Genomic DNA, 23405 nt, shown 5'->3' on the forward strand with positions numbered 1-23405 from the left:
CCCGCTAACTGTAGAAGAAACACCGCAAAGGCTGAAACACGGGTTTGCGATGGCCTCACAAACATTTTCGATAAGTGTCGAAAATGGCGCTCAATCCTGGTAGCGCTTGAGCATCGTACGGGCGATGACCAGTTGCAGGACCTGGGAGGTGCCTTCGTAGATGCGCAGCGCCCGGGCATCGCGGTACAGGCGTTCGACGTGGTGATCGGCCACGTAGCCCGAGCCACCGTGGATCTGCAGGGCCCGGTCGGCGATGCGCGACAGCGCCTCCGAGCAGAAATACTTGGCGGCCGCCGCCTGGTTGCGCACGTCTTCTCCGCGCGCCAGGGCCTGGCCCGCCTGCATCACCAGCGCGTGTCCGGCCAGGTATTCGGTTTCGGAATCGGCCAGCATGGCTTGCACCAGCTGGAATTCGGAGATGGGCTGGCCGAACTGCTTGCGCTGCAGGGCGTAGCGCGCCGCCTCGTCGATCAGCCGGCGCGCCATGCCCAGCCCCGAGGCCGCCACGCTGATGCGGCCGTGATCCAGCACCTGCATGGCGGTCCTGAACCCCTGGCCCAGCGCGGGCTCCCCGCCTATCACGTTGGATACCGGCACCCGCACGTTCTCGAAGATCACGTCGCTGATGGGCGAGCCGCGCTGGCCCAGCTTCTTCTCGGACTTGCCTATGTGCAGCCCCGGCGTATCCCGATCGACCAGGATGGCGCTGATGCCGGCCGCGCCCGGACGGGACGGGTCGGTGCGCGCCATGACGGTGAAGACGTGGGCACGCGTGGCGTTGGTGATGAAACGCTTGGTGCCGTTGATGACCAGCATGTCGCCGTCGCGCTCGGCACGCGTCCTCAGGCTGGCCGCGTCCGAACCGGCGTCGGGTTCGGTCAGGCAGAATGCCGCGCGCAGCTCGCCGCTGGCCAGGCCCGGCAGATACTTCTGCTTCTGCTCCTCGGTACCGGCCAGCACCAGGCCCTTGCTGCCTATGCCCACGTTGGGCCAGAACACCAGCCGGAAGGCCGGCGAGGTATAGCTGAAGGCCATCTGCACCTGCAATTCCTGCATCAGGTCCAGTTCGCAGCCGCCGTAGGCCTCGGGAATCCCCAGGCCGAACAGGCCCATTTGCTTCATTTCCTCGATGACCTCGGGCGGCACTTCCTCCTTTTCCTCCACCTGCCGCTCCAGCGGCATCAGGCGTTGGCGGATGAAGCGCTCGACCGAGTCCATCAACTGAGGAAAGGTCTCGCTATCGAATGACGACATAAGATTGCTCTCCGTACAAGCGCGGCGCCCTCAGGACGCCGGCGCCGCGTCCATGACGAACAGCGCGTCCAGGGCCACGACGCCCTTGCCCGCGGGCAAGGCAATCAGCGGATTGATGTCGATCTCCGCGATCCCGGGATTGGCCAGCATCAGCGCGGACAGGCGCCGCACCACGGCCGCGACCGCCGCCACGTCCACCGGCGGCGCGCCGCGCAGGCCGGACAGTAGTTTGGCGCCCTTCAGGCGCTGCAGTTCACGCATGATCTGCGCCTCGGTCAGGTCGGGCGGCAAAAGGCGTACGTCGTGCAAGGCCTCGATCCATATCCCGCCCAGCCCCACCAGCGTCACCACGCCCCAATTGGGATCGCGGCGCCCGCCCACCACCAGTTCCAGGCCGGGGCTGGACATGGCCTCGACCAGCATGCCGTCCAGCGCGATATCGGGGCAGTGCCTGGCCACCGAGGATTGGATGCGCTGCCACGCATCGCCCAGCGCCGCGGCATCGCGCAGGTTGACCGCCACGCCGCCCACGTCGCTCTTGTGCATGAGCGTGTCGGCCTGGGCCTTGAGCACCACCGGATAGCCGATTTCGCGCGCCAGCGCCTCGGCTTCGGCCGGCGTGCGGGCCAGCCCGCCCCGTGGCGTGGAGATGCCCAGTTCGCGCAGCCATTGCTTGCCCTTGAACTCGGCCAGCGGCCCCGGCTGAAGATCGTCGCGGCGCAGGCCGGATTCCGCCCCGCTGCGTTCGGCCGCCTCGGCGTGCAGGCGTCCGTAGCGGTGCACGTGGGCCATGGCACGCATGGCGCGGTCGGGCGACCGCAGGAACGGCATGCCGCTCGCATGGACCCGCTCCAGGAATTCGCTGCCCAGCGGGCCGCTGTCGCCCATGATGACGAAGCACACCGGCTTGCGCGATGCCTGCATCACCGGCAACAGCGAATCCGCCTTGGCCACCTGCTGCGCGGGCGAGCCGCCCATCAGCGGCATGATCAGGCTCCCCACGCCGGGATCGTCCAGGATGGCCCGCGCCGACAGCCCGAAGATCTCAGGTTTCTGCATGCCGATCGCCGTCAGGTCCAGCGGATTGTCGGGCGCCATGAAGTCCGGCAGGATCTGCGACAAGGCCTGCATCGTGGCGGGCTGGAAATCGGCCAGTTGCAGGCCGATGTCTTCGCAGAAATCCAGCGCCAGTCCGCGCAGGGCGCCCGAGTTCGAGGCCACGGCGGCCCGGCCTTCGGTCACGGGCTGCGGGTAGCGCGCCAGGATGGCCGTCACATCGAACATTTCGTCCATGCTGTCGACCACCACCACGCCTTCGCGCTCGACCAGCGTGCGCATGACCTGGTGGTCGCCCGCCAATGCGCCCGTGTGCGACTTGGCCGCCTCGCGGGCGCGCTGGCTGCGGCCCGGGTGCATCAGCACGATGGGCTTGCCCAGCTCGCGCGCGCGGCTCGCCACGCGCAGGAATTCGGCGGGCTTGCGCAGCATTTCGACGAACACCGCAAAAGCGTCGACGTCGGGCGCATCGACCAGCGCGGACAGGAAATCCTCGGCGCCCAGCACCGCTTCGTTGCCGGTCGAGATCGAGAACGAAACCCCCAGCCCGCGCCCCAGGAAGGCCTGGCGCAGGTTGCCGCTCATCGCGCCGCTCTGGGCCACGATGCCTATGCGCGGACCGCTGCGGACCGGCGCCGGCTGCACCGGCTCGAAGGTCAGCGGGACGGCATCCGCGAAATTGATGAACCCCAGGCAGTTGGGCCCCAGCACCGCCACGCCATGGCGGTGCGCGATGGCGGCCATGGCCTCCTGCGCGGCCCGGCCTTCGTCGCCCATTTCGGCAAAACCCGAGGCGAACACCACCGCCGCGCCCACGCCCCGGCGCCCGCAGGCCGCGACGGAATCGGCCACCGCCACCTGCGGCACCACCAGCACGGCCACGTCCACGCCTTCCGGCAGTTCGTCGATGGACTTGAAACAGCGGATGCCGTTGACTTCGTCCCGGCTGCGGCTGACCAGATGCAGTTGCCCGGCATAGCCGAAGCGCTGCAGGTTGGCCAACAGCAGGCCGCTGACCGAACCCGGCTCGGGCGAAGCGCCGACCACGGCGATCGACTTGGGCCGCAGCAGGCGGTCCAGAGCGAATGAAGACATGCGATACCCCTTCGTGCCGTCTTAGCGCTGATACGCGCCGAGGCCGGGCTTGAACGACTTCTCGTCCAGGAATTGCTTCATGGCATTGTCGCGGCCGCGCTCGGGATCGTGGAAGGTGGACTGGTCGACCTTGGCCATCAGGTAATCGGTCGCCTGCTCCCAGCTCATTTCGGCCGCCATGCGATGGGCGATCTTGGCCGTGCGCAGCACGGTGGGGTTCTTTTCCATCAGGACCTTGGCCAGTTGACGGGTCCGCTCGCGCAGGCGCTCGCGCGGCACGGCCTCGTTGACCAGGCCTATGTCGGCGGCGCGGCGGCCGTCGAAGGTTTCGCCCGTCATCACGTAGTACATGGCTTCGCGTTCGCGCACCAGCGAGGCCACCGCGCGGCTGACCACGCCGGCGGGGATGATGCCCCAGTTGATTTCGGAGAGTCCGAACTGGGCTTCCTCGGCGGCGATCGCCAGGTCGCAGGACACCAGCGGCGTGAAGGCGCCGCCGAAGCACCAACCGTTGACCATGGCGATGGTGGGCTTGGCGTAGAAGCGCAGCTGGCGCCATTGCCACTGGGCGTTGGCGCGGTACAGCTTGATGCGTTCCTTGGGATCGTTGTCCGTGCCGCGGAAGTATTCGCGCAGATCCATGCCGGCCGAGAACGCGTCGCCCGCGCCGGTCAGCACCAGGACCTTGCAGCGGTCGTCCGCCTCGAGTTCCTCCAGCACCCGGACCATGTTGTAGACGATGCCCGGGTTGATGGCGTTGCGTTTCGTGGGCCGGTTCAAGGTGACCCATGCGATGCCGTCTTCGAAATCGACGAGTACGGGCGATTGGTCGTTGGACTGGACGGCGGTCTGGTTGGCGCTCATGGCTTGTCTCCTCGTGGATGCCGGATGAATTGCGTACGAGGCATTATATAAGATTACTTTATATAAGGAAACATTCTTTTATTTCATGAGGGCTCGGGGTTTTCCTTGATCGTCGATATTGTTTTTATCCATATAATTTTATCGACAAAAATTTTCATTGAGAGTTTTATCGATTTTTTTCCAGACCGCCTGAACGACAACGACAAGAGGCGCGTCCCGATCCCGTCGGGAATACCGCCATGGAGGAGGAACACATCATGAAGAACCCGGTTTTTCTGGCTGGGCTTTCCACAGCCTGCCTCGCAGCCCTGACCATCGCCGCGCCCGCCGCCGGCGGCGACACGTTTCCCGACCGTCCCATCAAGCTGATCCTGCCCTTTTCGCCCGGCGGCAACCCCGACACCGTGTCGCGCATCCTCGCCCAGGAAATGGGCAAGCGGCTCAAGCAGGCGGTCATCGTGGAGAACCGCGCGGGAGCCAACTCCATCATCGCGTCGGAGCTCGTGGCCAAGGCGCCGGCCGACGGCTATACCCTGCTCTACACGACCGGCTCGCACGTCATCAATCCCCTGCTGTACAAGTCCCTGCCCTACGACACCGCCAAGGATTTCGTCCCCGTCGTGCTGGTGGGATCGACGCGCGGCCAGGTACTCGTGGTCACGCCCTCCCTGCCGGTCAAGACCGTGCAGGACCTGGTCAAGCTCGCCAAGCCGGCCAACTCCAACATCCCCTACGGCTCGGCCGGCATCGGCAACACCATGCACCTGGTCGCCGAGTACTTCAACTACAAGGCGGGCACCCACCTGGTACACGTCCCCTACAAGGGCGCCGCCCCCGCCATGAATGCGGTCATGTCCGGCGAAGTGAAGTTGGCCTTCCTCAACCCGGTCTCGGCGATCGAACAGGTCAAGAGCGGAACGCTGCGCGCGATCGCCGTGACCGGCTCGACGCGTTTCCCGCAATTGCCCGACGTGCCGACGATGGAGGAAGCCGGCGTCGCCGGCTATGAAGTCCAGGGTGGCTGGCAGGGGGCGCTGGCCCCGGCGGGCACGCCGCCCGAGATCGTCGCCAAGCTGAACCGCGCCTTCAACGACGCGCTGGCCTCGCCCGCGATCAAGGAGCGCCTTGCCTCCATGGGGCTGGACGTGGCGGGCGGGTCGCCCCAGGACATGGCGAACTACCTCGCCAAGGAAACCGCGACCTACACCGACATCATGCAGGCCGCCAGGATCGAAAAACAATAGCCACGCAAGCGGAGACCCGATCGTGACCGAACCGAACACCCCAGCCCGGCATCGAGCCGCCCCCCATGCCCTCGTCTTCGAAAAAGACGTCGAGATCCCGATGGACGACGGCATCGTCCTGAAGGCGAACGTTTTCCGCCCCGCCGAACCGGGGCGCTACCCTGTCGTCATGGCCCAGGGGGTATACGGCAAGGACGTCCACTTCGCCGACGGCTTCAAGCCGCAATGGGAGAAACTGCAGCGCCTGCATCCCGGCCTGTGCCAGGACGGCTCCACTGGCCGCTACCTGCGCTGGGAAACCGTGGACCCCGAGCGGTGGGTGCCCGACGGCTACGTCGTCATCCACGTCGACGCGCGCGGCAGCGGCAAGTCGCCGGGCTACCTCGACCCCATGTCGCCGCGCGAAATCCAGGACTACCGCGACGCCATCGAGTGGGCCGGCACGCAATCCTGGAGCAACGGCAAGGTCGGCCTGATCGGCATCTCGTACTATGCCGCCACCCAATGGCGTGTCGCCGCGCTGCGTCCCAGGCACCTGGCCGCCATCGTGCCCTGGGAGGGCCGGTCCGACCACTACCGCGACTACGGCTACCATGGCGGCATCCGCAGCAACGGCTTCCTGAACTCATGGTGGCCCAAGCAGGTGCTGTCCAACCAGCATGGCAACGGCGATACCCCCTATCGCGACCGCGACGACGGCCAGCCCACGACCGGCCCCGCGCTGAGCGCAGCCCTGCTGGCCGCCAACCGCAGCGACTATCCCGCGGAAATGGCGCGGCACGGCTTGTGCGACGCCTGGCACAAGGAACGCACGCCCGACCTTTCCCGCATCACCGTCCCCGTCCTGTCCGCCGGCAACTGGGGAGGCCCCGGCAACCACCTGCGCGGCAACATCGAAGGCTACCTGCGTGCCGGCTCCACGCAGAAATGGCTGTCGATGCACATCGGCACCCACTACGAAAGCTTCTACCTGCCCCGCTACATCGCGCTGCAAAAACAATTCTTCGATCACTTCCTGAAAGGCCTGCCCAACGGCTGGGACCAGACCCCGCCCGTCCTGCTGTCCATCCGGACCGTAGAGGGCGAAATCCGCCGCGCCGAACACGAGTTTCCGCTCGCGCGCACCCGGTGGACCAGGTTCTACCTGCATCCGGGCAACGCGACCCTCGATACCGCCGCTCCCGCCCAAGCCGCCAGCGCCGGCTTTCAGGCCCAGCACGAGCACCTGGACTTCACCACCCCGCCCTTCGAAGCCACGACCGAGATCACCGGCTTCATCCCGCTGCGCATCTGGGTGTCCTCCTCCACCCGGGATGCCGACCTCTTCGCCGTCCTCCGGCTTTTCGATCCCGACGGCAAGGAAATCGTCTTCGACGGCGCCCACGAACCGACGCCGCTGACCCGGGGATGGCTGCGCGCCTCGCACCGCAAGGTCGACGAACAGATGTCCATGCCTTACCGGATCTTCCATGCGCACGACGAGGTCCAGAAGATCGAACCCGGTACCGCCTATCCCCTCGACCTCGAAATCTGGCCCACCTCCATCGTCATCCCGCGCGGCTACCGCCTGCGCCTGACGATACAAGGCAGGGATTTCGAATTCGAAGGCATCAAGGGCCGGCTCACCCATACCGACCCCGCGGATCGCGGCGGCGAGGATTTCCAGGGCCGTACCACCGTGTACAGCGGACCGGAACAGGCGTCCTATCTGACGCTGCCCATCATCCCCGCCAGCGACTGACAGGCTATCGTGCCGCTTCGGGGGCGAACACGCGCAACCGATGCCCGTCCGGATCCCGCGCGACGAAGGAGCGGCCGAACTCCAGGGTCGTGGGAGGCATGAGCAGCGAAATGCCGCGCGCCGTCCAGTCCGCGCAGCGCGCGTCGACCGCCTCGTAGCTGTCCATGCGCAAGACGAGTTCGCTGCCGCCGGCCGGCGCGCCGGCCGGCGGCTCGACGGTGTGCCGCGACCACAGGCCGAGCATCAGGCCGGTATCCAGCGCGAACAGCACGAAGGTGGGCGAGGATTCGATCGGGCGGGCGCCCAGCAGGTCCGCATAGAACCGGCCGCTGGCCTCGGGTTGGTCGACGTAGAGAATGACGAAGTTGGGATGGTCCATGAAGTCGCTCCTGGTTGGTAGACGTGTCCAGGATAGCGACCCATGCTGCCAATTTCTGGCAGCATCAAACTTCCTGTGGAGGAATGCCCTCTTTCTCGCGCCATGCCTTCAGCAAGGCCTGGCGCCGGCGCGGGTAGCGCTGGTCCGTGGCGGTCATGGCCTGGATGCGGTCGGTCCGGAAATGGCGGAAATCCTGGCGCAGTTCGCACCAGCCCAGCACCACGCGCGACTGCTCGAAGAACCCCAGGCCGAACGGCCAGATGAGGCGATGCGAGGCGGCGCCATCGCCGTCGCGGTAGACGATGTCGAGCTTGTGTTCGGCACGGATCGCACGGCGGATCTCGGACAGGTCCACCCGCTCCTGGGCGGACGCCGGCCCCACCAGCAGCGCGGACGTATCCAGGCCGTGGCGCAGCTCGTCGGGCAGGACGGCGGCGATCTTGGCCAGGGCATTGCGGGCCGCCCAGGCCAGCGGTCCGTCGGTGCGGCGGGCCACCCATCGCGACCCCAGCACCAGGGCCTCGATCTCTTCTTCCGAGAACATCATGGGAGGCAGCAGGAAACCCGGTTTCAGCACGTAGCCCAGGCCGGGCTCGCCCTCGATCTGGGCACCCTGGGCCTGCAGGCTGGCGATGTCGCGATAGAGCGTACGCAGGCTGACGCCCAGCTCCTCGGCCAGCAGCCGCCCGCTGACCGGCCGCCTGCGGCGCCGCAGGGCCTGGAGCAAGGCGAACAGGCGCTCGGACCGGGACACGGCGGCAGGCTCGCGGCCGCTATCCGGCCAGGGCCCGCAACGAAGCCGGCACGGGAAAATCCGCGGCCATGTCGCGGAAGGCCCGGTCGGCCCAGGCGGCCCCGACCTCGGTCCCATGGGTGGCCTTCCAGGCGGGACGGCGGTCCTTGTCGATCAGCAAGGCCCGGATGCCTTCCTGGAAGTCGCCGCGGGTACAGCACCACAGGGCGACCTGGTACTCCAGCTGGAAGACCTGGGCCAGCGACATATGGCGCGTGCGATGCTGCAGTTCCCAGGCCAGCCGCGCGGTGCTCGGCGCGCCCTTGGCCAGGGCATCGCGCGCCCCCTCCAGCCACGGGTCCCCGCCGTCGTATTGCAGGATGGCGCCGATGACGTCGTCCAGCGCCGGTGCCCGGCACAGCGCCGCCACGGCATCCAGATTGCGCCGCAACGGGCCTTCCGCCGGATCCGGGGCGGCGTGGCAGGCATCGAGCACGTCGTGCAGCAGGAGGTCGTCGGTGCGGCGATCGCCGGCCCAGGCCTGCCTGGCCAGCGCATCCAGCACCTGCTGCTTGCGGGCATGGGCGATGTGGTAGTCGGCCCAGCCGGCGAACAGCGCGTCGGCGGCTTGCAGCGTCGCGCCGGTCAGCCCCAGGAACAGGCCCGACTTGCCCGGCATGCGGTTCAGGGCCCAGGACATGCCCACGTCGGGAAACAGGCCGATGACGATCTCGGGCATGGCCAGGCGCGACGTTTCCGTGACGACGCGGTGGCTCGCGCCCATCAGCAGGCCCATGCCCCCGCCCATGACGATGCCGTTGCCCCAGCACAGCAGCGGCTTGGGATAGACATGGATCGCGTGGTTCAGGCCGTATTCGCGCTCGAAGAAACGGGCGATGCGGCGCGGCGGACCGTCGCCCCGGTGTTCGAGCATCTCGCGGTACACGCTTCGCAGGTCGCCGCCGGCGCATAGCGCGCGCCCTTCCCCTTCCAGCACCACGACCGCGATGGCCGGATCTGCGGCCCAGGCATCGAGCTGCGCCGCCAGGCTTTCGGCCATTTCCAGCGACAGGGCATTGAGCGTGGCCTGCGCATCGAGCGTGGCCACGCCCAGGCGCCGCCCTCCGCCGGCGGAGATTTCACGGAAGTGGACCGGAGGCGTGGCGCGGGCCTGCATGACGGACTCCTATTGGGCGCCGCCCGCGAACAGCGATCGCGGACGCCGGCGCAGCATCAGGGCGGCAATGCCTGCCACGGCCAGCACCGCGAACAGCAGCACGCTCCATATCTCGTATCGTACGCCCAGCAGGTCCACCGCCGCGTCGGCGCAGGTCGCATAGATGCCGAACACCGCGGGCAGCGCCCCATCCAGGCCCGAGCCCGTCATGAAGCGGTCGGCGAAGGTCTGGTCGCAGCTCATCAGCTGGGACGCCACGTTGTGCTGGTAGATGGCGGTGGCGACGCCGGCCAGCGCCAGCACCGCCACGATGCCGGCGCAGGCCTTCTGCGCCGCCGCCAGCCGGCGAAGAACCAGCCCCAGCACTGCGAATACCGCAATCGCGAGATAGATCAGGCGTTGCAGCACGCACCAGGCGCAGGGCTGCATGTCGAAGACGTGCTGCGACACCAGCGCGACCGCCACGGCTCCCAGGCTGGCGATGGCGGCGAATGCGAGCAGGCGATCAACGAGTACGGTTTTCATGGATAAAGGCCGCGAGGGCTCTCAGGTAGGTGGGTGCAGCGGGACCTGGCGCAGTACGCTCAGGAGCAGTTCGGAGGCCCCATCCCATACGATCTGGACCCCGAGGCAAAGCAGAATGAATGCTGACAAGCGCAGGAACACGACAGTTCCCGTATCGCCCAGCAGACGCAGCAACTGCTGGGCATAACGGAAACACAGCAGCACCGATGCCGCCACCAGCGACAGCCCCAGCACCGCGCCGGCGATGCGGGTGCCGCTGATGAACAGCGAGGCGTGATCGTGCAGGCTCGCCCCCACGGTGATGGCCGCGGCGATGGAGCCCGGACCGCAGGCGATGGGGAACGTCAGGGGATAGAAGGCCCGGCGGTTGGCCATTTCAACGGTGAAACCCTCGGCCAGGCGGGCCGAGCGCTCCGCGCCGCCATCGCTGGAGTTGAGCAGGCGCCAGGCGCTCGCGACCACCAGCAGCCCCCCGCCCACGCGGACGATGGCCAGCGAGATGCCGAAGAAATCGAGCACGATGGACCCGATCAGCATCGCCGCGAACAGCAGCAGGAGAACGTTGCGGGCGATGCGGGCCGCGAGCACCTCCCGCACGCCGGGGGAAGCGCCCTCGGTCAGGGACAGGAATATCGGTGCCGTCGCCGTGGGATTCAGGATGGGGAGCAGTGTCGCCAGGGAAAACAGGAAACTCTTGCCCAGCGCGAGTCCGTAGTCTTCGATCAACATGACCGAAGTGTAAGAGAAATGAAGTCAGGCCGCAGCCGTCCGCCTCGTTTCCGCTTCCAGGCGGCCCGCGGCCTGCTCGAGCAGTTCGGCGTAGATCTCGCCCACCATGATGAGCGCCGGACCCGTGCCCAGCTGCTGCGCGGCCTCGGGCAGGCGCCCCAGCGTGGTCGGCAGCACGCGCTGGGCCGGCAGGCTGGCATTCTCGACCAGCACCGCCGGACGTCCCGGCGGCATGCCGGTGGCCATCAGCCCCTGGGCGATCGCCTCGGCTTGGCGGCTGGCCATGTACAGCACCACGGTATCGGCGCCCCGGGCGGCGTCCGCCCAGGCGTGGGGACGCTCGCCGCTGCCCACGGCGGGCGTCAGGAACACGACGCTGCGGCTCAGGCCGCGGCGCGTCAGCGACAGGCCCAGCGCCGAACTGGCGCCGAAGGCCGCGCTGATGCCGGGCACCACCTCGACCTCGATGCCCGCCTTGGCCAGGGCGGCGATCTCCTCTTGCGCGCGCCCGAACAGCATGGGGTCGCCCCCCTTGAGCCGCACCACGCAGGCATGCCGGCGGGCGGCATCGACCAGTTGGCGGTTGATGAACTGCTGCACCGTGGACAACTGCCCGCAGCGCTTGCCCACGGCCACGAGTTGGGCCCGGGGGGCCAGCGCCAGCACCTCGCCGTCCACCAGCGCGTCATGGAAGACCACGTCGGCCTGCTGCAGCAACCGGGCCGCGCGCACGGTCAGCAAGTCCGCCGCGCCAGGGCCCGCGCCCACCAGATAGACTTTGCCCATGGATCAACCCTGCCGCGCGGCGGGAACCGGATAGCTTTGCTGGTAGGCGGCCGTGAAGGTGCCGAAAGCCCGCAGGGCCTGCTCGGGATCGTGGCCGGGCTTGATCGCGAAGCTGTCGAAACCTGAGCGGGCCTGGTAGTGGACGGTGTCTATCATCACGTCGCCCACGGCTCGCAGCTCCCCCTGCCAGCCCAGCCGCGTACGCAGCAGGTAGGCGATGGAATAGCCCCGGCCATCGGTGTAGATGGGAAAATCGACCGCGATCAGCGCCAGTCCGGTCGGGTCTATCCTGCCCTCCTCGGCCAGCTCGGCGGGATCGTCGGCGGGCCCCAGCAGCACCCCCACGGGCCGGCGGCGTCCGCGCAGCTCGGCGCGCGCCGACCGCCACACGGACAGCGGCACGAGCCAGTCCTCGTCATCGGCCGGCAGCGGCCGGGTCTCGGTGGGCTCGAAACGCTTCCAGGTGTCGACCTCCAGGTTGCGGTGCCGGATCAGCGTGGCGGCTTGCTGCGACTCAGACATGAGCGGCCTCCACCTGGGCCGCCTTGGCCTGCTGGCGCTCGGCGTAGACGCGGGTCTTGAAGGGATCGATGCCCACGCGCTCGACCACGTCGATGAAGCGCTCGGCGTCGCTGTCGCGCAGGTCGATGTAGGTCTCCACCAGCGTGGCGACCACGTCGGCCACTTCCTCGCGCGCGAACGACGGGCCGATGACGCGGCCGATCGCCGCGCCGGCGCCCCGCATGGATTCGATGTCCGGCAGCGGCTTGGCGGCCCCGCTCTGGCGGCCGCCCAGCGTGACCTGGTACCACTCCTCGCCGGCCTTGTCCACGCCCAGGATGCCGATGTGGCCCACGTGGTGATGCCCGCAGGAATTGATGCAGCCGGAGATGTTCAGGTCCAGTTCGCCGATCTCGTGCAGGTAGTCGAGGTCGTCGAAGCGGCGCTGGATCGCCTCGGCCACCGGTATCGACACCGCGTTGGCCAGCGCACAGAAGTCGCCGCCCGGGCAGGCGATGATGTTGGTCAGGAAACCGATGTTGGGCGTGGCCAGGCCCAGCTGGTCGAGCTCCTTCCACAGTTCGTAGAGCTGGCTTCGCGCCACGTCGGTGAACACCAGGTTCTGCTCGTGCGAGACGCGCATCTCGCCGAAGCTGTAGCGGTCGGCCAGGTCGGCCACCGCGTCCATCTGGTCGGCGGTGATGTCGCCCGGCGGCACGCCCGTGCGCTTGAGCGACAGCGTCACGGCGGCATAGCCGTGGACCTTGTGGTGATGGGTATTGCGCCGCAGCCAGCGCGCGAAGCGCGGGTCATTGCCGGCGTGCTGGGCCGACGTGTCCGGGCCCGGGTCGGCGGCATAAGGCGTCGCCGTGAAGCGCTCGGCGATGGCCTGGATCCGCTCGGCGGTGACCGTCTCCGGGCCGTCCTTCAGATGCTGCCATTCGCGTTCGACCTCTTCGGCGAACACCTGCGGCGTCAATTCCTTGACCAGGATCTTGATGCGCGCCTTGAACTTGTTGTCGCGCCGGCCATGCAGGTTGTAGACCCGCAGGATGGCCTGCAGATAGGTCAGAAGGTGCTGCCAGGGCACGTACGGGTTGATCAGTTGCCCCACCAGCGGCGTGCGCCCCAGGCCGCCGCCCGCCCAGACGCGAAAACCGATCTCGCCGTCCTGCTCGACCGCCTGCAGGCCGATGTCGTGCACGCCCACCGCGGCCCGGTCGGTGACCGCGCCGCTGACCGCGATCTTGAACTTGCGGGGCAGGAACGCGAACTCGGGATGGAAGGTGGACCACTGCCGAATCAGTTCGCACCAGACCAGGGGATTGACGATCTCGTCCGGCGCGACGCCGGCGAACTGGTCCGTGGTCGTGTTGCGGATGTCGTTGCCGCTGGTCTGGATCGAGTGCATCTGCACCTTGGCCAGTTCGGCCAGGATGTCGGGCACGTCTTCCAGCTTGGGCCAGTTGAACTGCATGTTCTGCCGGGTGCTGAAATGCCCGTAGCCGCGGTCCCACTTGCGCGCGATGTATGCCAGCGTGCGGAGCTGGCGCGAGGCCAGCATGCCGTAGGGCACGGCGATCCGCAGCATGGGCGCGTGGCGCTGGATATACAGGCCGTTCTGCAGGCGCAGCGTGCGAAAGTCGTCTTCGCTGAGTTGCCCGTTCAGGAAACGCCGCGTCTGGTCACGGAACTGGGCGACGCGTTGATCGACCAGCAACTGATCGACGGGTTGATACTGGTACATGCAGCAAGCCTCTAGATGTGGCCGATTGGCGATGGGCGGAGCGCGCCGACGCTTCGGGCCGGAGCGGGCATGCGTATCCCGCGCGGGCGCGCACCCAGGCTTGCAGCTTACAAAGACCGGCTTATGAATAAAACGACCGGTTCGTAATGTGCATATACAGAAAAAGATCTAAAAAAAAGCGGAGGCAAAAACCTCCGCTCATATCGGCCCAGGGCGCCGCGGATCCGGCTTTGCCGGTCCGCCAGCGCCGCCCCCTTCAGGGGGCGGGCGTAGGGGTGGGGTCACATTTCGTTCGCGGCGGAGCCCATGTTGACGCGCAGGCCGCCGGCCCCGCTTTCCTCGCCACGGCTCTTGCGCATGCGCTCGATGTGGTCCAGGTACTCCGGCGTCACGTCGCCCGTCACGTAATGCCCGTCGAAGCACGACGACTCGAACCGGGTCAGCGCCGGATTCATGTCGCTGACTGCCTGGCGCATGGCGGCCAGGTCCTGGTAGATCAGCGCGTCGGCGCCGATCACCCGGGCGATCTCCTCGTCGGAGCGGCCATGGGCGATCAGTTCGCTGCGGGTGGGCATGTCGATGCCGTACACGTTCGGGAAGCGCACCGGAGGCGCCGCCGACGCGAAGAACACCTTGTTGGCCCCCGCCGCGCGGGCCATCTCGACGATCTCGCCGCTGGTGGTGCCGCGGACGATGGAGTCGTCCACGATCAGCACGTTCTTGCCCTTGAACTCCTCGCTCATGGCGTTGAGCTTCTGGCGCACGGACTTCTTGCGCACCGCCTGGCCGGGCATGATGAAGGTACGGCCGACATAGCGGTTCTTGATGAACCCCTCGCGGTAGTCCAGGTTCAGCCGCGCGGCCAGCTGCATCGCCGCCGGCCGGGCCGAGTCGGGAATCGGCATCACCACGTCGACGTCGCCCAGGCGCAGGTTGCGGGCAACCTTGTCCGCCAGGTATTCGCCCATGCGCAGGCGCGCGCTGTACACCGACACGCCGTCCATCAGCGAATCGGGCCGCGCGAAATAGACGTATTCGAAGATGCAGGGGCTCAGTTGCGGGTTGTCCGCGCACTGGCGCGAGGTAAAGCGGCCGTTCAGGTCGATGAACACGGCTTCGCCGGGCGCCACGTCGCGCTCGAACTTGAAGCCCATGCCTTCGAGCGTGACCGACTCCGAGGCCACCATCCACTCGACGCCGCCCTCGGTCTCGACCTTGCCCAGGCACAGGGGCCGGATGCCGTAGGGGTCGCGGAAGGCCAGCATGCCGTAGCCGGCGATCTCGGCCACCACCGCATAGGCGCCGCGCACGCGCTTGTGCACCGCCGACACGGCCCGGAAGATGGCGTCCTCGTCCAGCGACACGCCGTTCGAGGCGCGCTGCAGCTCGTGCGCCAGCACATTGAGCAGCACTTCCGAATCGGAATTGGTGTTCATGTGGCGGCGGTCGACGCGGAACAGCTCCTCGCGCAGCGACTCCCAGTTGGTCAGGTTGCCGTTGTGGGCGAAGGTGATGCCGAACGGCGCGTTGACGTAGAACGGCTGGGCTTCTTCCGCGCTGGAGCTGGAACCGGCGGTCGGGTAGCGGACCTGGCCGATGCCCGAGTTTCCGGGCAGCGAACGCATGTTGCGCGTACGGAAGACGTCGCGGACCAGGCCATGCGCCTTGTACATATTGAAGGTATTGCCCTGGGACGTGGCGATGCCCGCCGCATCCTGACCGCGATGCTGCAGCAGCAGCAGACTGTCGTAGAGCAACTGATTAACCGGCGCGTGCGAGACGACACCGACGATTCCACACATGAGAGCCTCTTATCAGCAGCACAAACTTCTTAATAGCGGATCCAGTCCGCGAACTGTTCCGGCACATACGGCTTGACCGCCCGCACGCCCTCTTCCGCATAGGGAGACAGGACGGCTCCGGTCCACCACGGCTCCTTGGGCAAGGGCGTGAATCCCGCCGCCACCACCAGGACCATCACGATGACCACGCCGCGCACCAGGCCGAACACGGCACCCAGGCCGCGATCGGCCAGCGACAAGCCGGTGGCCTTGAGCAGCAGCCCCAGCGCCACGTTGACCAGGCCTACCGCCAGCAGCACGGCAATGAACACGCCCGCGTAGGCCACGATCGCGCGCAGGCCCGAATTCTCGATATACGCCGCCAGCCACTCGTAGGCCAGCGGTCCGTAGCGCACCGCCACCACGAATGCGGCGACATAGGCGATCAACGACAGGACTTCCTTCACCAGGCCGCGGAACAGGCCGATCACCACCGACGCGCCCAGGATCAGCAGGACGCCGTAGTCGAAACTGGTCACAGCGGCACGATGGAACTACTGAAACCGGCCGAGCTGACACGCGCCCGGGCGGCATCGGCCGCCTCGCGCGAGGCGAAGGGACCGACCCGGACGCGGAACACGTCGCCCTTGCCGGTCTTCACGCGCTCGGTGAAACTCTTGATGCCTGCGGCGCTGAGCCGGTCGCGCATGTCGTTGGCGCGCTCCTCGGTGGAAAACGCCGCGATCTGCACCGCGAAACTGCCCTTGCTGTCGGGCTTGGGCGCCGCCGGGGCGGACGTGCCGCCTTCCAGCAAGGCGCGGGCCCGGGCAGCCTCGGCGCGCGCGGCATCGGCGCGGGCCGTGTCGCTGGGCGCCGGCTTGGGCGGCGCGGGCTTGGGAGGTTCGGGCTGGGCCAGCGGCTTCGCCGGCTCGGGCTTGGGCGCCTCGGGCTTCGGAGGCTCCGGCTTGGGCGCGGGGGGCGCCGCGGGCTCCGGCTTGGGCTCCGGCTTGGGCTCCGGCTTGGGCTGCGGCGCGGGCGTCTCGGCCGGAGGCGGCGCGGCGGGCGCCTCGGGTGCCGGCGCCTTGGCCACCGGTTCGGGCGTGGCCAGGTTGCGGTCGGGAATCTGGATGGGGATGTCGTCCGGCAGCATGGGCGGCTCGGAATCGAGCACCATGGGCAGCACGACGACCGCCGCCAGGACCAGGGCGATGGCGCCTACCAGGCGGCGCCTGGCGCGGCGGCGCGCTTCCTGGGCGGGATCCTGCGAATCGGCCCCGGCTGCATAGCCGGCGCGGCTGGATTTGGCCGTGGTCGTGGCCGCCTTCTTCTTGCGCTCGAGCAATCCCATTGATACGTCCGGCTGAAACGGGCGGCAGGGTCTTGCGCCGCCCCCTGAGGGGGCTCCGGCTCAGACCGCGCGGGCGGGCCTGGCCGCACGCATCGACGCCAACACGCCTGCCACGGTAAGGAAAGATCCGAAGACCAGGATTCTATCACCCTCGCCCATCCTTTCCCGCGCCGCCGCATAGGCCGCGGCGGGGTCGGCGTAGGCCTGGATCGACGAGTCCTTGTCTTCCTTGACGCCTCGGGCCCGCAGGCGCGCGGCCAGTTCCTCGCCGCCCAGCCCGCGCGGCCCGGGCAGGCCGGCGCAATACCAATGGTCGACGCGGTCGCCCAGCTTGGCGATGACACCGTCGATGTCCTTGTCGCCCAGCATCCCGAACACCGCATAGGTGTACGGATAAAACCCCATGTTGTCGAGGTTGTCGGCCAGCACGGCGGCGGCGTGGGGGTTGTGCGCCACGTCCAGGATCACCGTGGGCTGCCCGGGCAGGATCTGGAAGCGGCCGGGCAATTGCACCTGCAACAGGCCCAGCCGCACCGCCTGCTGGGGCACCGGCAGCCGGTCGTGCAGGGCCTCGAGCGCGGCCAGCGCCGCCGAAGCGTTCAGCAACTGGTTGGCGCCGCGCAGCGCCGGATAGGCCAGCGCGTTGCGGCGCTGGTGGCGGCCGCCATAGTTCCATTGCTGCTTGTCGCCCGCGTAGTTGTAGTCGCGCCCGAAGCGCCAGAGGTCGGCGCCTATGCTCCCGGCGTAGTCCACCAGCGATTGCGGCGGCATGGGATCGGCGCAGATGGCGGGCTTGCCGGGGCGGTAGATGTGGGCTTTCTCCCAGCCGATCTTCTCGCGGTCGTCGCCCAGCCACTCGACATGGTCCAGGTCGACGCTCGTCACGATGGCGCAGTCCGCGTCGACGATGTTGACCGCGTCCAGGCGGCCGCCCAGCCCGACTTCCAGGATGACCGCGTCCAGCCCCGACTGCGCGAACAGACGCAGGATGGCGAGCGTGGTCAGTTCGAAATAAGTCAGCGACGTATCGCCACGGGCCGCGTCCACGGCGGCGAACTGCTCGGTCAGCGCGGCGTCGCTGGCGGGTTCGCCGTTCACGCGCGCCCGTTCGTTGAAATCCAGCAGGTGCGGCGAGGTGTAGAGCCCGACCTTGTACCCGGCGCTCAGCAGCATGGCCTCGAGCATGGCGCAGGTCGAGCCCTTGCCGTTGGTGCCCCCCACCACGATGGTGACCGCATCCAGGGCCAGCCCCAGGCGCCCGGCCACCTCGCGCACGCGGTCCAGGCCCATGTCTATCGGCCGGCTGTGGATGGATTCGAGATAGGCCAGCCACTGCGCCAGGGGGCTGTGGGCGTCGGGGCGTGAAGCGGAAGCGGAAGACGGCATGGATACGACCGGCAGGACAAGAGGATGACTGGGAAACACGCGCCGCGCCGATACGGACGCGGCGGCGGGAACGGCATGGCCCGGCGCTGCGGGCCACGGACAGAACGGAAATCTCAGCGGCGGTTCGGCCAGGCGGTCAGGATATCGTAGCCGTCGTCCGTCACGGCCACCATGTGCTCCCACTGCGCGGACCACGAACCGTCCACGGTCACCACGGTCCAGTCGTCGTCCAGCACCTGTACCTCGTGGCGCCCGGCGTTGAGCATGGGCTCGATGGTGAACACCATCCCCTTCTTCAGGCGCAGGCCGCTGTTCGGCCGGCCGTAGTGCAGTACCTGGGGCGCCTCGTGGTACTTGCGGCCGATGCCGTGCCCGCAGAAATCGCGCACCACCGAGAACCCGGCATCTTCGGCATAGGTCTGGATGGCCGCGCCCACGTCGCCCAGCGTCGCGCCCGGCCGCACCGCGGCGATGCCGCGCAGCATGCTTTCCAGCGTGACGTTGACCAGGCGCTCGGCCTCCGGCGACGGCGTGCCGGCGTAGAACATGCGGCTCGTGTCGCCGTGCCAGCCGTCCCGGATCACGGTGACGTCGATGTTGATGATGTCGCCGTCGCGCAGCACGTCCTCGGGCTTGGGTATGCCGTGGCAGACCACGCCGTTGATGGACGTGCACAGCGTCTTGGGAAAGCCGTGGTAGCCGACGTTGGCGGGAATGGCCTTCTGGACCTGGGTGATGTATTCGTAGCAGCGGCGGTCGAGTTCTTCGGTCGAGACGCCCGGCTGGACATACTCGCCTATCATCTCCAGGACCTCGGCCGCCATGCCGCCCGCCACGCGCATCGCTTCGATTTCCTGCGGGGACTTGAGGGTGATTGCCATGCGGGGAACTCCGTGTTTGCCCGATTTTACCGCCGGCCTTCGCCGGCCTCTTCCGCATCCCCGCCGCGCGCGGTGCGCGGGGCGCGAACCGGCGAGGCCTTGGCGGCCCAGCGGTCCAGCGTGCGCATCACCGCGCGCGGCCGGGCCAGCGGGTCGTGGAGGCCGCCATAGCGGGCCTGCATGTCCACCCGCGCGGCAGAGGCCGCGCTTCGCGCCTGCGCCGCATGCGCGGCCGCCCAGCGGCGATCCACGCCCAGGGCCAGCGCATGCGGCAGGTAACGTTCGTAGCGGGCGAGCGCGCTTTCCGCATCGGCCGGCGCAAGGACCGGCGGACGGGCGAGGAACCTGCGGAAGCCGTCTATCCGGGCCCGCAGGGCCCGCCCTTGCGCGGTATAGCCGCGCAGGCCGAGAAAGCCCGCGCACACCAGCACCAGCGAGGCCAGCGGCGCCAGCCCGATCAGCAGCAGCCTGGCCGACTCCACGTGCGTAGCCAGCACCGCGAGCCCGCCCGCCAGGCACAGCAGTCCCAGCACGCTCAGCACCGTGCGGCTCGCCAGGCTGGTCGCCCCGGCCCGCCACTGCGCATAGACCGCGAACCAGGCCGGCACCGCGGGCAGCGGCAGCAGGATGCCCCAGGCGGCCCACGACAGCGGATTGCCCTCGCGGACGATGGCGAGTCCGACCAGGGCCACCGTCATGGCGATCCAGAGATAGGCCCCCTTGCGCGCGCGATCGCCGTAGACCACGAACAGCGAGCGGGCATAGGCCTCGTCCAGCCATTCACGCTGGCCGCCTTGCGCTTCGTCGTAGCAGCGCCGGTACAGTCCGTCCAGGCGCAGCAGGGTGCGGCCGCCCGCGAAAAAACGGCCCAGCATGGCGTTGAGCAGCGGATCGTGGCGCGCATCGCTGCCGGTCTGGTTGGGAAGGCGCTCGAGATAGCGTCCGTCCGCCCGCTCCAGCACCTGCACCGAACGGCGGGCCAGCAATTCCATCATGCCGGACAGGAAGGCCCAGCGGTCATAGCCCTTGCGGTATACGTAGCGCAGCGCGGGCGCGGACAGGCCTTCCGGCGGATCGGCCTGCGGCGTCCTGTCATGCCGCCCCAGCCGCCACGCCTGCGTGGCGGCGGCCAGGTAATAAAGCAGCAGCAGCGCGAGCCCGACGCCGGCGACCCAGAACTCGGCGTGGTCCTGCACACCGTACCACCAGGCCTTGAGCGGCCCGGGCCGCCGCACCTCGCCCGCCGGCCAACCGAGTTCGACCGTCATGTTCTGGCCTGGCTCCAGCACGCGCGTGGAGACGAACACCACGCGTCCGGCCTCCTTTTCCTGCACCCGCCCCGGCGCGCCGGCGCCGCCGGCCACCGCGGCCTGCCGGACCGGTTCGTCCGACGGCAGCACGACCCGCACACGCACCCGGTCGATGGGCAGGGACCAATCCGTGCCCGTCACGTCCCAGGCCAGCCTGTCCTCGGCGCCGGCCGCCTGCAACTGCCGCGTGACGCGATACACCAGGGTGTACTGGTATTCGCCGGGACGGAACACCACGTCCGGACGGCCGGTGGAGATCCGCACGCCGTCCCGCAGGCGCGACGAAACGAACGGTTCGGCCCGGCCGTCGCGCCGCACCGAGACGACGTCCAGACCGGCGGCCGCGCGGCTGCCATCGGCGCGCCGGTACAAGCGCGCGAAATCCCGCTGCAATCCGTACTTGATCTGCTTGCCTTCGGAGCGTACGCGCAGGTTCTCGGTCACCAGGAGGTCACCGCTGCGCTCGACCTTGATGTCGCTGAAGAATTCGAGGATGCGTTCGTCCGCGCGCGCCGGCCCGGCCAGGACGAACAGCCAGCACAGGGCCAGCAGACAGGATCTCATGCCCGGCCTCGTCACCGGGCGGATCGAGGAAGCGGCCCTCGCGGCGCGGATCCGCGAGCCGGCCCGGCGGCGGCCATTACGGGGAAAGTGACGACGTGGGCCGCCTTGGCCCGGGGATGCGATCCGCTCTCAGACATGACACCAGCCTTGTTTTGGCAGGACTGTACCATCGACCGCGCGCCCGGGCGCTCGCGCCCGTCTCAAGTTGTTTCCTCGTCACAGCGGCGCCTGCGTGCGTGCCCTTTCCTGGCCAGGCGCAGGTGTTTTTCCCATTGACATCCGGTTGCCGCGTCTCTAGAATTTTTTGAACTTATCGTTCATTTTTGTACAACCCAGCACGGCACAGGAGAAGTTCCATGGCATCGCCCCTCATCGGTATCAGCGGCGCAGGCATAGGCGGGCTGGCAGCGGCGATCGCCCTGCGCAAGCTCGGCCTGGAATCGGTGGTTTTCGAGCAGGCCCCCAGGTTCGCGCGCGTCGGCGCCGACATCAACCTCACCCCGAACGCCGTGCTGGCGCTGGATGGCCTGGGCGTGGGCGACGAACTGCGCAAGACCGCGGCCCGCCCCACGCACCGCATCAGCCGCACCTGGGATACGGGCGAGGAAACCTCCCGCCTGGAAATGTCGCAGGCCGCCGAAACGTGCTATGGCGCGCCCCAGCTGACCATGCACCGGGCCGACCTGCTGGCCGCGCTGGAGCAGGCCGTGCCCGCCGCCACGATCCACCTCGGCAAGCGCACCGTGGGCATAGACGAAGGCGCGGACGGCATCACTGTGCGCTTCGAGGACGGCACGTCCCAGCGCGTGGACGTGCTGGTCGGCGCGGACGGCATCCACTCCACGGTCCGCAAGCACCTCCTGGGCGACGAGTATCCCGACTTCACCGGCGTGGTGGCCTATCGCGCCGTGGTGCCGGCCTCGCGCCTGGAAGGCGTGCCCAACCTGGGCGCCTTCACCAAGTGGTGGGGCCCCAATCCCGAGACCCAGATCGTCACCTTCCCGCTCAACCTGGGCCGCGATATCTTCATCTTCGCCACCACGCCCCAGGACAGCTGGCGCCATGAGTCGTGGACCATGCCGGGCAGCGTCGACGAACTGCGCGCCTCCTACGCCGATTTCCATCCCGAGGCGCGGGCGCTGCTCGCGGCCTGCGACGAAGTGCTGAAGTCCGCGCTGTACGTGCGCGACCCGCTGCCTTCCTGGTCGCGCGGAAACATCACCCTGCTGGGCGACGCCTGCCATCCCATGATGCCCTTCATGGCCCAGGGCGCCGGCATGGCGATCGAGGATGCCGTGGTGCTGGCCCGCTACCTGGCGGACACCCCCGATGCGCCCGCGCAAGCCCTCAAGCGCTACGAGGCCGCCCGCCACGACCGCACCGCGCGGGTCCAGATCGGCTCGCGCGGCAACAACTGGCTCAAGGAAGGCGGCAATGCCGACTGGGTGTACGAATACAATGCCTGGACCGTGCCCCTGGCCTGATCTTCCATGTCATTTTCCGCAGAACCCCTGGACAGCGACGAATCCGCCGGCAAGCCCGGCGCCCTGGTCTCGCCGGTGGTCAGGGCGTTCCGGCTGTTGCGCTACGTGGTCGACGGCGGCAGTACGTCCAACCTGAGCGAGGTCGGCCGCAGCATCGACGTCAACCGCGTCACGGTCATGCGGCTGATCGCCACGCTGGAACACGAAGGCGTGCTGGAAGCCCTGCCCCAGGGGGGGCACCGCATCGGCCTCCCGTTCCTGAAACTGGCCACCGCCGCCACCGCGGCCAACGACATGCTGGACCTGGGCCGCCGGGTGCTGGCCGACGTGCGGCGCCAGTTGAACGTCTCCGCCTACCTGGCCGCGCTCGATGGCGGCCACGTCGTCTACCTGCTGCGCGACATGCCCGAGGCCGGCCTAATCAGCAGCGTGCGCGTCGGCAGCCGCGTCGCGGCGCACCTGACCACGCCGGGCCGCATGCTGCTGGCCTGGCAACCGCCGGCCATCCTGGATGCGCTGCTGGCCGCGGATCCCGCGGCGGCGGCCCAGGCCGGCAAGCTGCGCGCCCAACTGGCGGCCGACCGCGAACGCGGCTGTGCCTGGAGCTTCTCGGGATTCGAGCAAGGCATCAACTCCTGCGCCGCGCCCGTGTTCGGCGCGCTGGGCGAGGCCGCCGCGGCCATCAGCGTGGCGGGCCCCGAGGCGGCATTCGGCGCCGATGCCGATTCCCGCACCCGCACCGAACAGGTCGTCCTGCAGGCCGCGCGCGACCTGTCGTCGCTGCTGGGCAGCCGGGGCTACCCGCCCGCCAACTGAGCGG

Annotated in this window: 21 protein-coding genes; 4 read left to right on the forward strand and 17 right to left on the reverse strand. The window is 68.5% G+C overall.

The window, feature by feature from the left end:
• Positions 1–90: 90 nt before the first annotated feature.
• Genes N5K27_RS20340 through N5K27_RS20350 form a run of 3 tightly spaced genes read right to left on the reverse strand, consistent with a single transcriptional unit; the run spans position 91 to position 4269 of the window.
• Positions 91–1254 carry an acyl-CoA dehydrogenase family protein gene (locus tag N5K27_RS20340; RefSeq protein ID WP_087841250.1) on the reverse strand — a complete coding sequence of 388 codons (1164 nt, stop codon included), beginning with the start codon at positions 1252–1254 and terminating at the stop codon, positions 91–93.
• Between the two features lie 30 nt (positions 1255–1284).
• Positions 1285–3405 carry an acetate--CoA ligase family protein gene (locus N5K27_RS20345; protein ID WP_087841249.1) on the reverse strand — a complete coding sequence of 707 codons (2121 nt, stop codon included), beginning with the start codon at positions 3403–3405 and terminating at the stop codon, positions 1285–1287.
• 21 nt (positions 3406–3426) lie between these two features.
• Entirely contained in the window at positions 3427–4269 is an 843-nt protein-coding gene (locus N5K27_RS20350; RefSeq protein ID WP_279818401.1) for a p-hydroxycinnamoyl CoA hydratase/lyase, read from the reverse strand.
• Positions 4270–4526: 257 nt separating this feature from the next.
• Here N5K27_RS20350 and N5K27_RS20355 point away from each other — a divergent pair, with 257 nt between their 5' ends.
• Both N5K27_RS20355 and N5K27_RS20360 read left to right on the forward strand, forming a co-directional pair.
• Complete coding sequence (locus tag N5K27_RS20355; protein WP_165963265.1) at positions 4527–5513, forward strand: tripartite tricarboxylate transporter substrate binding protein; 987 nt, start codon at positions 4527–4529, stop codon at positions 5511–5513.
• A 22-nt stretch (positions 5514–5535) separates the two neighbouring features.
• On the forward strand, positions 5536–7254 hold the full coding sequence (locus N5K27_RS20360) for a CocE/NonD family hydrolase (RefSeq protein ID WP_338618761.1): 1719 nt from the start codon (positions 5536–5538) through the stop codon (positions 7252–7254).
• Positions 7255–7258: 4 nt separating this feature from the next.
• Here N5K27_RS20360 and N5K27_RS20365 read toward each other — a convergent pair whose 3' ends face one another.
• The 14 genes from N5K27_RS20365 to N5K27_RS20430 form a co-directional block, all read right to left on the reverse strand.
• Positions 7259–7633 (reverse strand): VOC family protein, encoded by a 375-nt coding sequence (locus N5K27_RS20365; RefSeq protein WP_279818403.1) that lies wholly within the window; start codon positions 7631–7633, stop codon positions 7259–7261.
• Between the two features lie 64 nt (positions 7634–7697).
• Positions 7698–8387: a YafY family protein gene (locus tag N5K27_RS20370; protein WP_279818405.1), complete on the reverse strand. Its 690-nt coding sequence runs from the start codon at positions 8385–8387 to the stop codon at positions 7698–7700.
• 19 nt (positions 8388–8406) lie between these two features.
• The gene (locus N5K27_RS20375) at positions 8407–9543 is read right to left on the reverse strand and encodes an enoyl-CoA hydratase/isomerase family protein (protein ID WP_087841243.1); all 1137 of its coding nucleotides are present in this window, start codon (positions 9541–9543) and stop codon (positions 8407–8409) included.
• Positions 9544–9552: 9 nt separating this feature from the next.
• Positions 9553–10068 (reverse strand): disulfide bond formation protein B, encoded by a 516-nt coding sequence (locus N5K27_RS20380; protein WP_087841242.1) that lies wholly within the window; start codon positions 10066–10068, stop codon positions 9553–9555.
• A 21-nt stretch (positions 10069–10089) separates the two neighbouring features.
• The gene (locus N5K27_RS20385) at positions 10090–10797 is read right to left on the reverse strand and encodes a MarC family protein (protein WP_087841241.1); all 708 of its coding nucleotides are present in this window, start codon (positions 10795–10797) and stop codon (positions 10090–10092) included.
• Between the two features lie 24 nt (positions 10798–10821).
• Positions 10822–11583, reverse strand: a complete 762-nt coding sequence (gene cobA, locus N5K27_RS20390) for a uroporphyrinogen-III C-methyltransferase (protein WP_087841240.1) — start codon at positions 11581–11583, stop codon at positions 10822–10824.
• A gap of 3 nt (positions 11584–11586) precedes the next feature.
• Positions 11587–12105 (reverse strand): DUF934 domain-containing protein, encoded by a 519-nt coding sequence (locus N5K27_RS20395; protein WP_087841239.1) that lies wholly within the window; start codon positions 12103–12105, stop codon positions 11587–11589.
• Positions 12098–13831 carry a nitrite/sulfite reductase gene (locus N5K27_RS20400; protein WP_087841238.1) on the reverse strand — a complete coding sequence of 578 codons (1734 nt, stop codon included), beginning with the start codon at positions 13829–13831 and terminating at the stop codon, positions 12098–12100. The genes N5K27_RS20395 and N5K27_RS20400 overlap by 8 nt, the downstream gene beginning before the upstream one ends.
• Before the next feature lie 281 nt (positions 13832–14112).
• Entirely contained in the window at positions 14113–15633 is a 1521-nt protein-coding gene (gene purF, locus N5K27_RS20405; RefSeq protein ID WP_279818408.1) for an amidophosphoribosyltransferase, read from the reverse strand.
• 29 nt (positions 15634–15662) lie between these two features.
• Positions 15663–16151 carry a CvpA family protein gene (locus N5K27_RS20410; RefSeq protein WP_087841236.1) on the reverse strand — a complete coding sequence of 163 codons (489 nt, stop codon included), beginning with the start codon at positions 16149–16151 and terminating at the stop codon, positions 15663–15665.
• Entirely contained in the window at positions 16148–16960 is an 813-nt protein-coding gene (locus N5K27_RS20415; protein ID WP_279818410.1) for an SPOR domain-containing protein, read from the reverse strand. The genes N5K27_RS20410 and N5K27_RS20415 overlap by 4 nt, the downstream gene beginning before the upstream one ends.
• 60 nt (positions 16961–17020) lie before the next feature.
• Positions 17021–18346 (reverse strand): bifunctional tetrahydrofolate synthase/dihydrofolate synthase, encoded by a 1326-nt coding sequence (gene folC / locus N5K27_RS20420; RefSeq protein WP_087841234.1) that lies wholly within the window; start codon positions 18344–18346, stop codon positions 17021–17023.
• Positions 18347–18459: 113 nt separating this feature from the next.
• Positions 18460–19227, reverse strand: a complete 768-nt coding sequence (map, locus tag N5K27_RS20425; RefSeq protein ID WP_087841233.1) for a type I methionyl aminopeptidase — start codon at positions 19225–19227, stop codon at positions 18460–18462.
• Between the two features lie 26 nt (positions 19228–19253).
• Complete coding sequence (locus N5K27_RS20430; protein ID WP_087841232.1) at positions 19254–21101, reverse strand: DUF2207 domain-containing protein; 1848 nt, start codon at positions 21099–21101, stop codon at positions 19254–19256.
• Between the two features lie 356 nt (positions 21102–21457).
• On the opposite strand from N5K27_RS20430, the gene N5K27_RS20435 reads away from it, so the two are divergent.
• On the forward strand, positions 21458–22585 hold the full coding sequence (locus tag N5K27_RS20435) for an FAD-dependent monooxygenase (RefSeq protein ID WP_279818411.1): 1128 nt from the start codon (positions 21458–21460) through the stop codon (positions 22583–22585).
• A gap of 6 nt (positions 22586–22591) precedes the next feature.
• Positions 22592–23401, forward strand: coding sequence for an IclR family transcriptional regulator (locus N5K27_RS20440; protein WP_279818413.1), 810 nt, complete (start codon positions 22592–22594; stop codon positions 23399–23401).
• Positions 23402–23405: the final 4 nt, after the last annotated feature.

Origin of the sequence: Pigmentiphaga sp. GD03639, from assembly GCF_029845405.1 — a bacterium.
Lineage (GTDB): Bacteria > Pseudomonadota > Gammaproteobacteria > Burkholderiales > Burkholderiaceae_B > Pigmentiphaga > Pigmentiphaga daeguensis.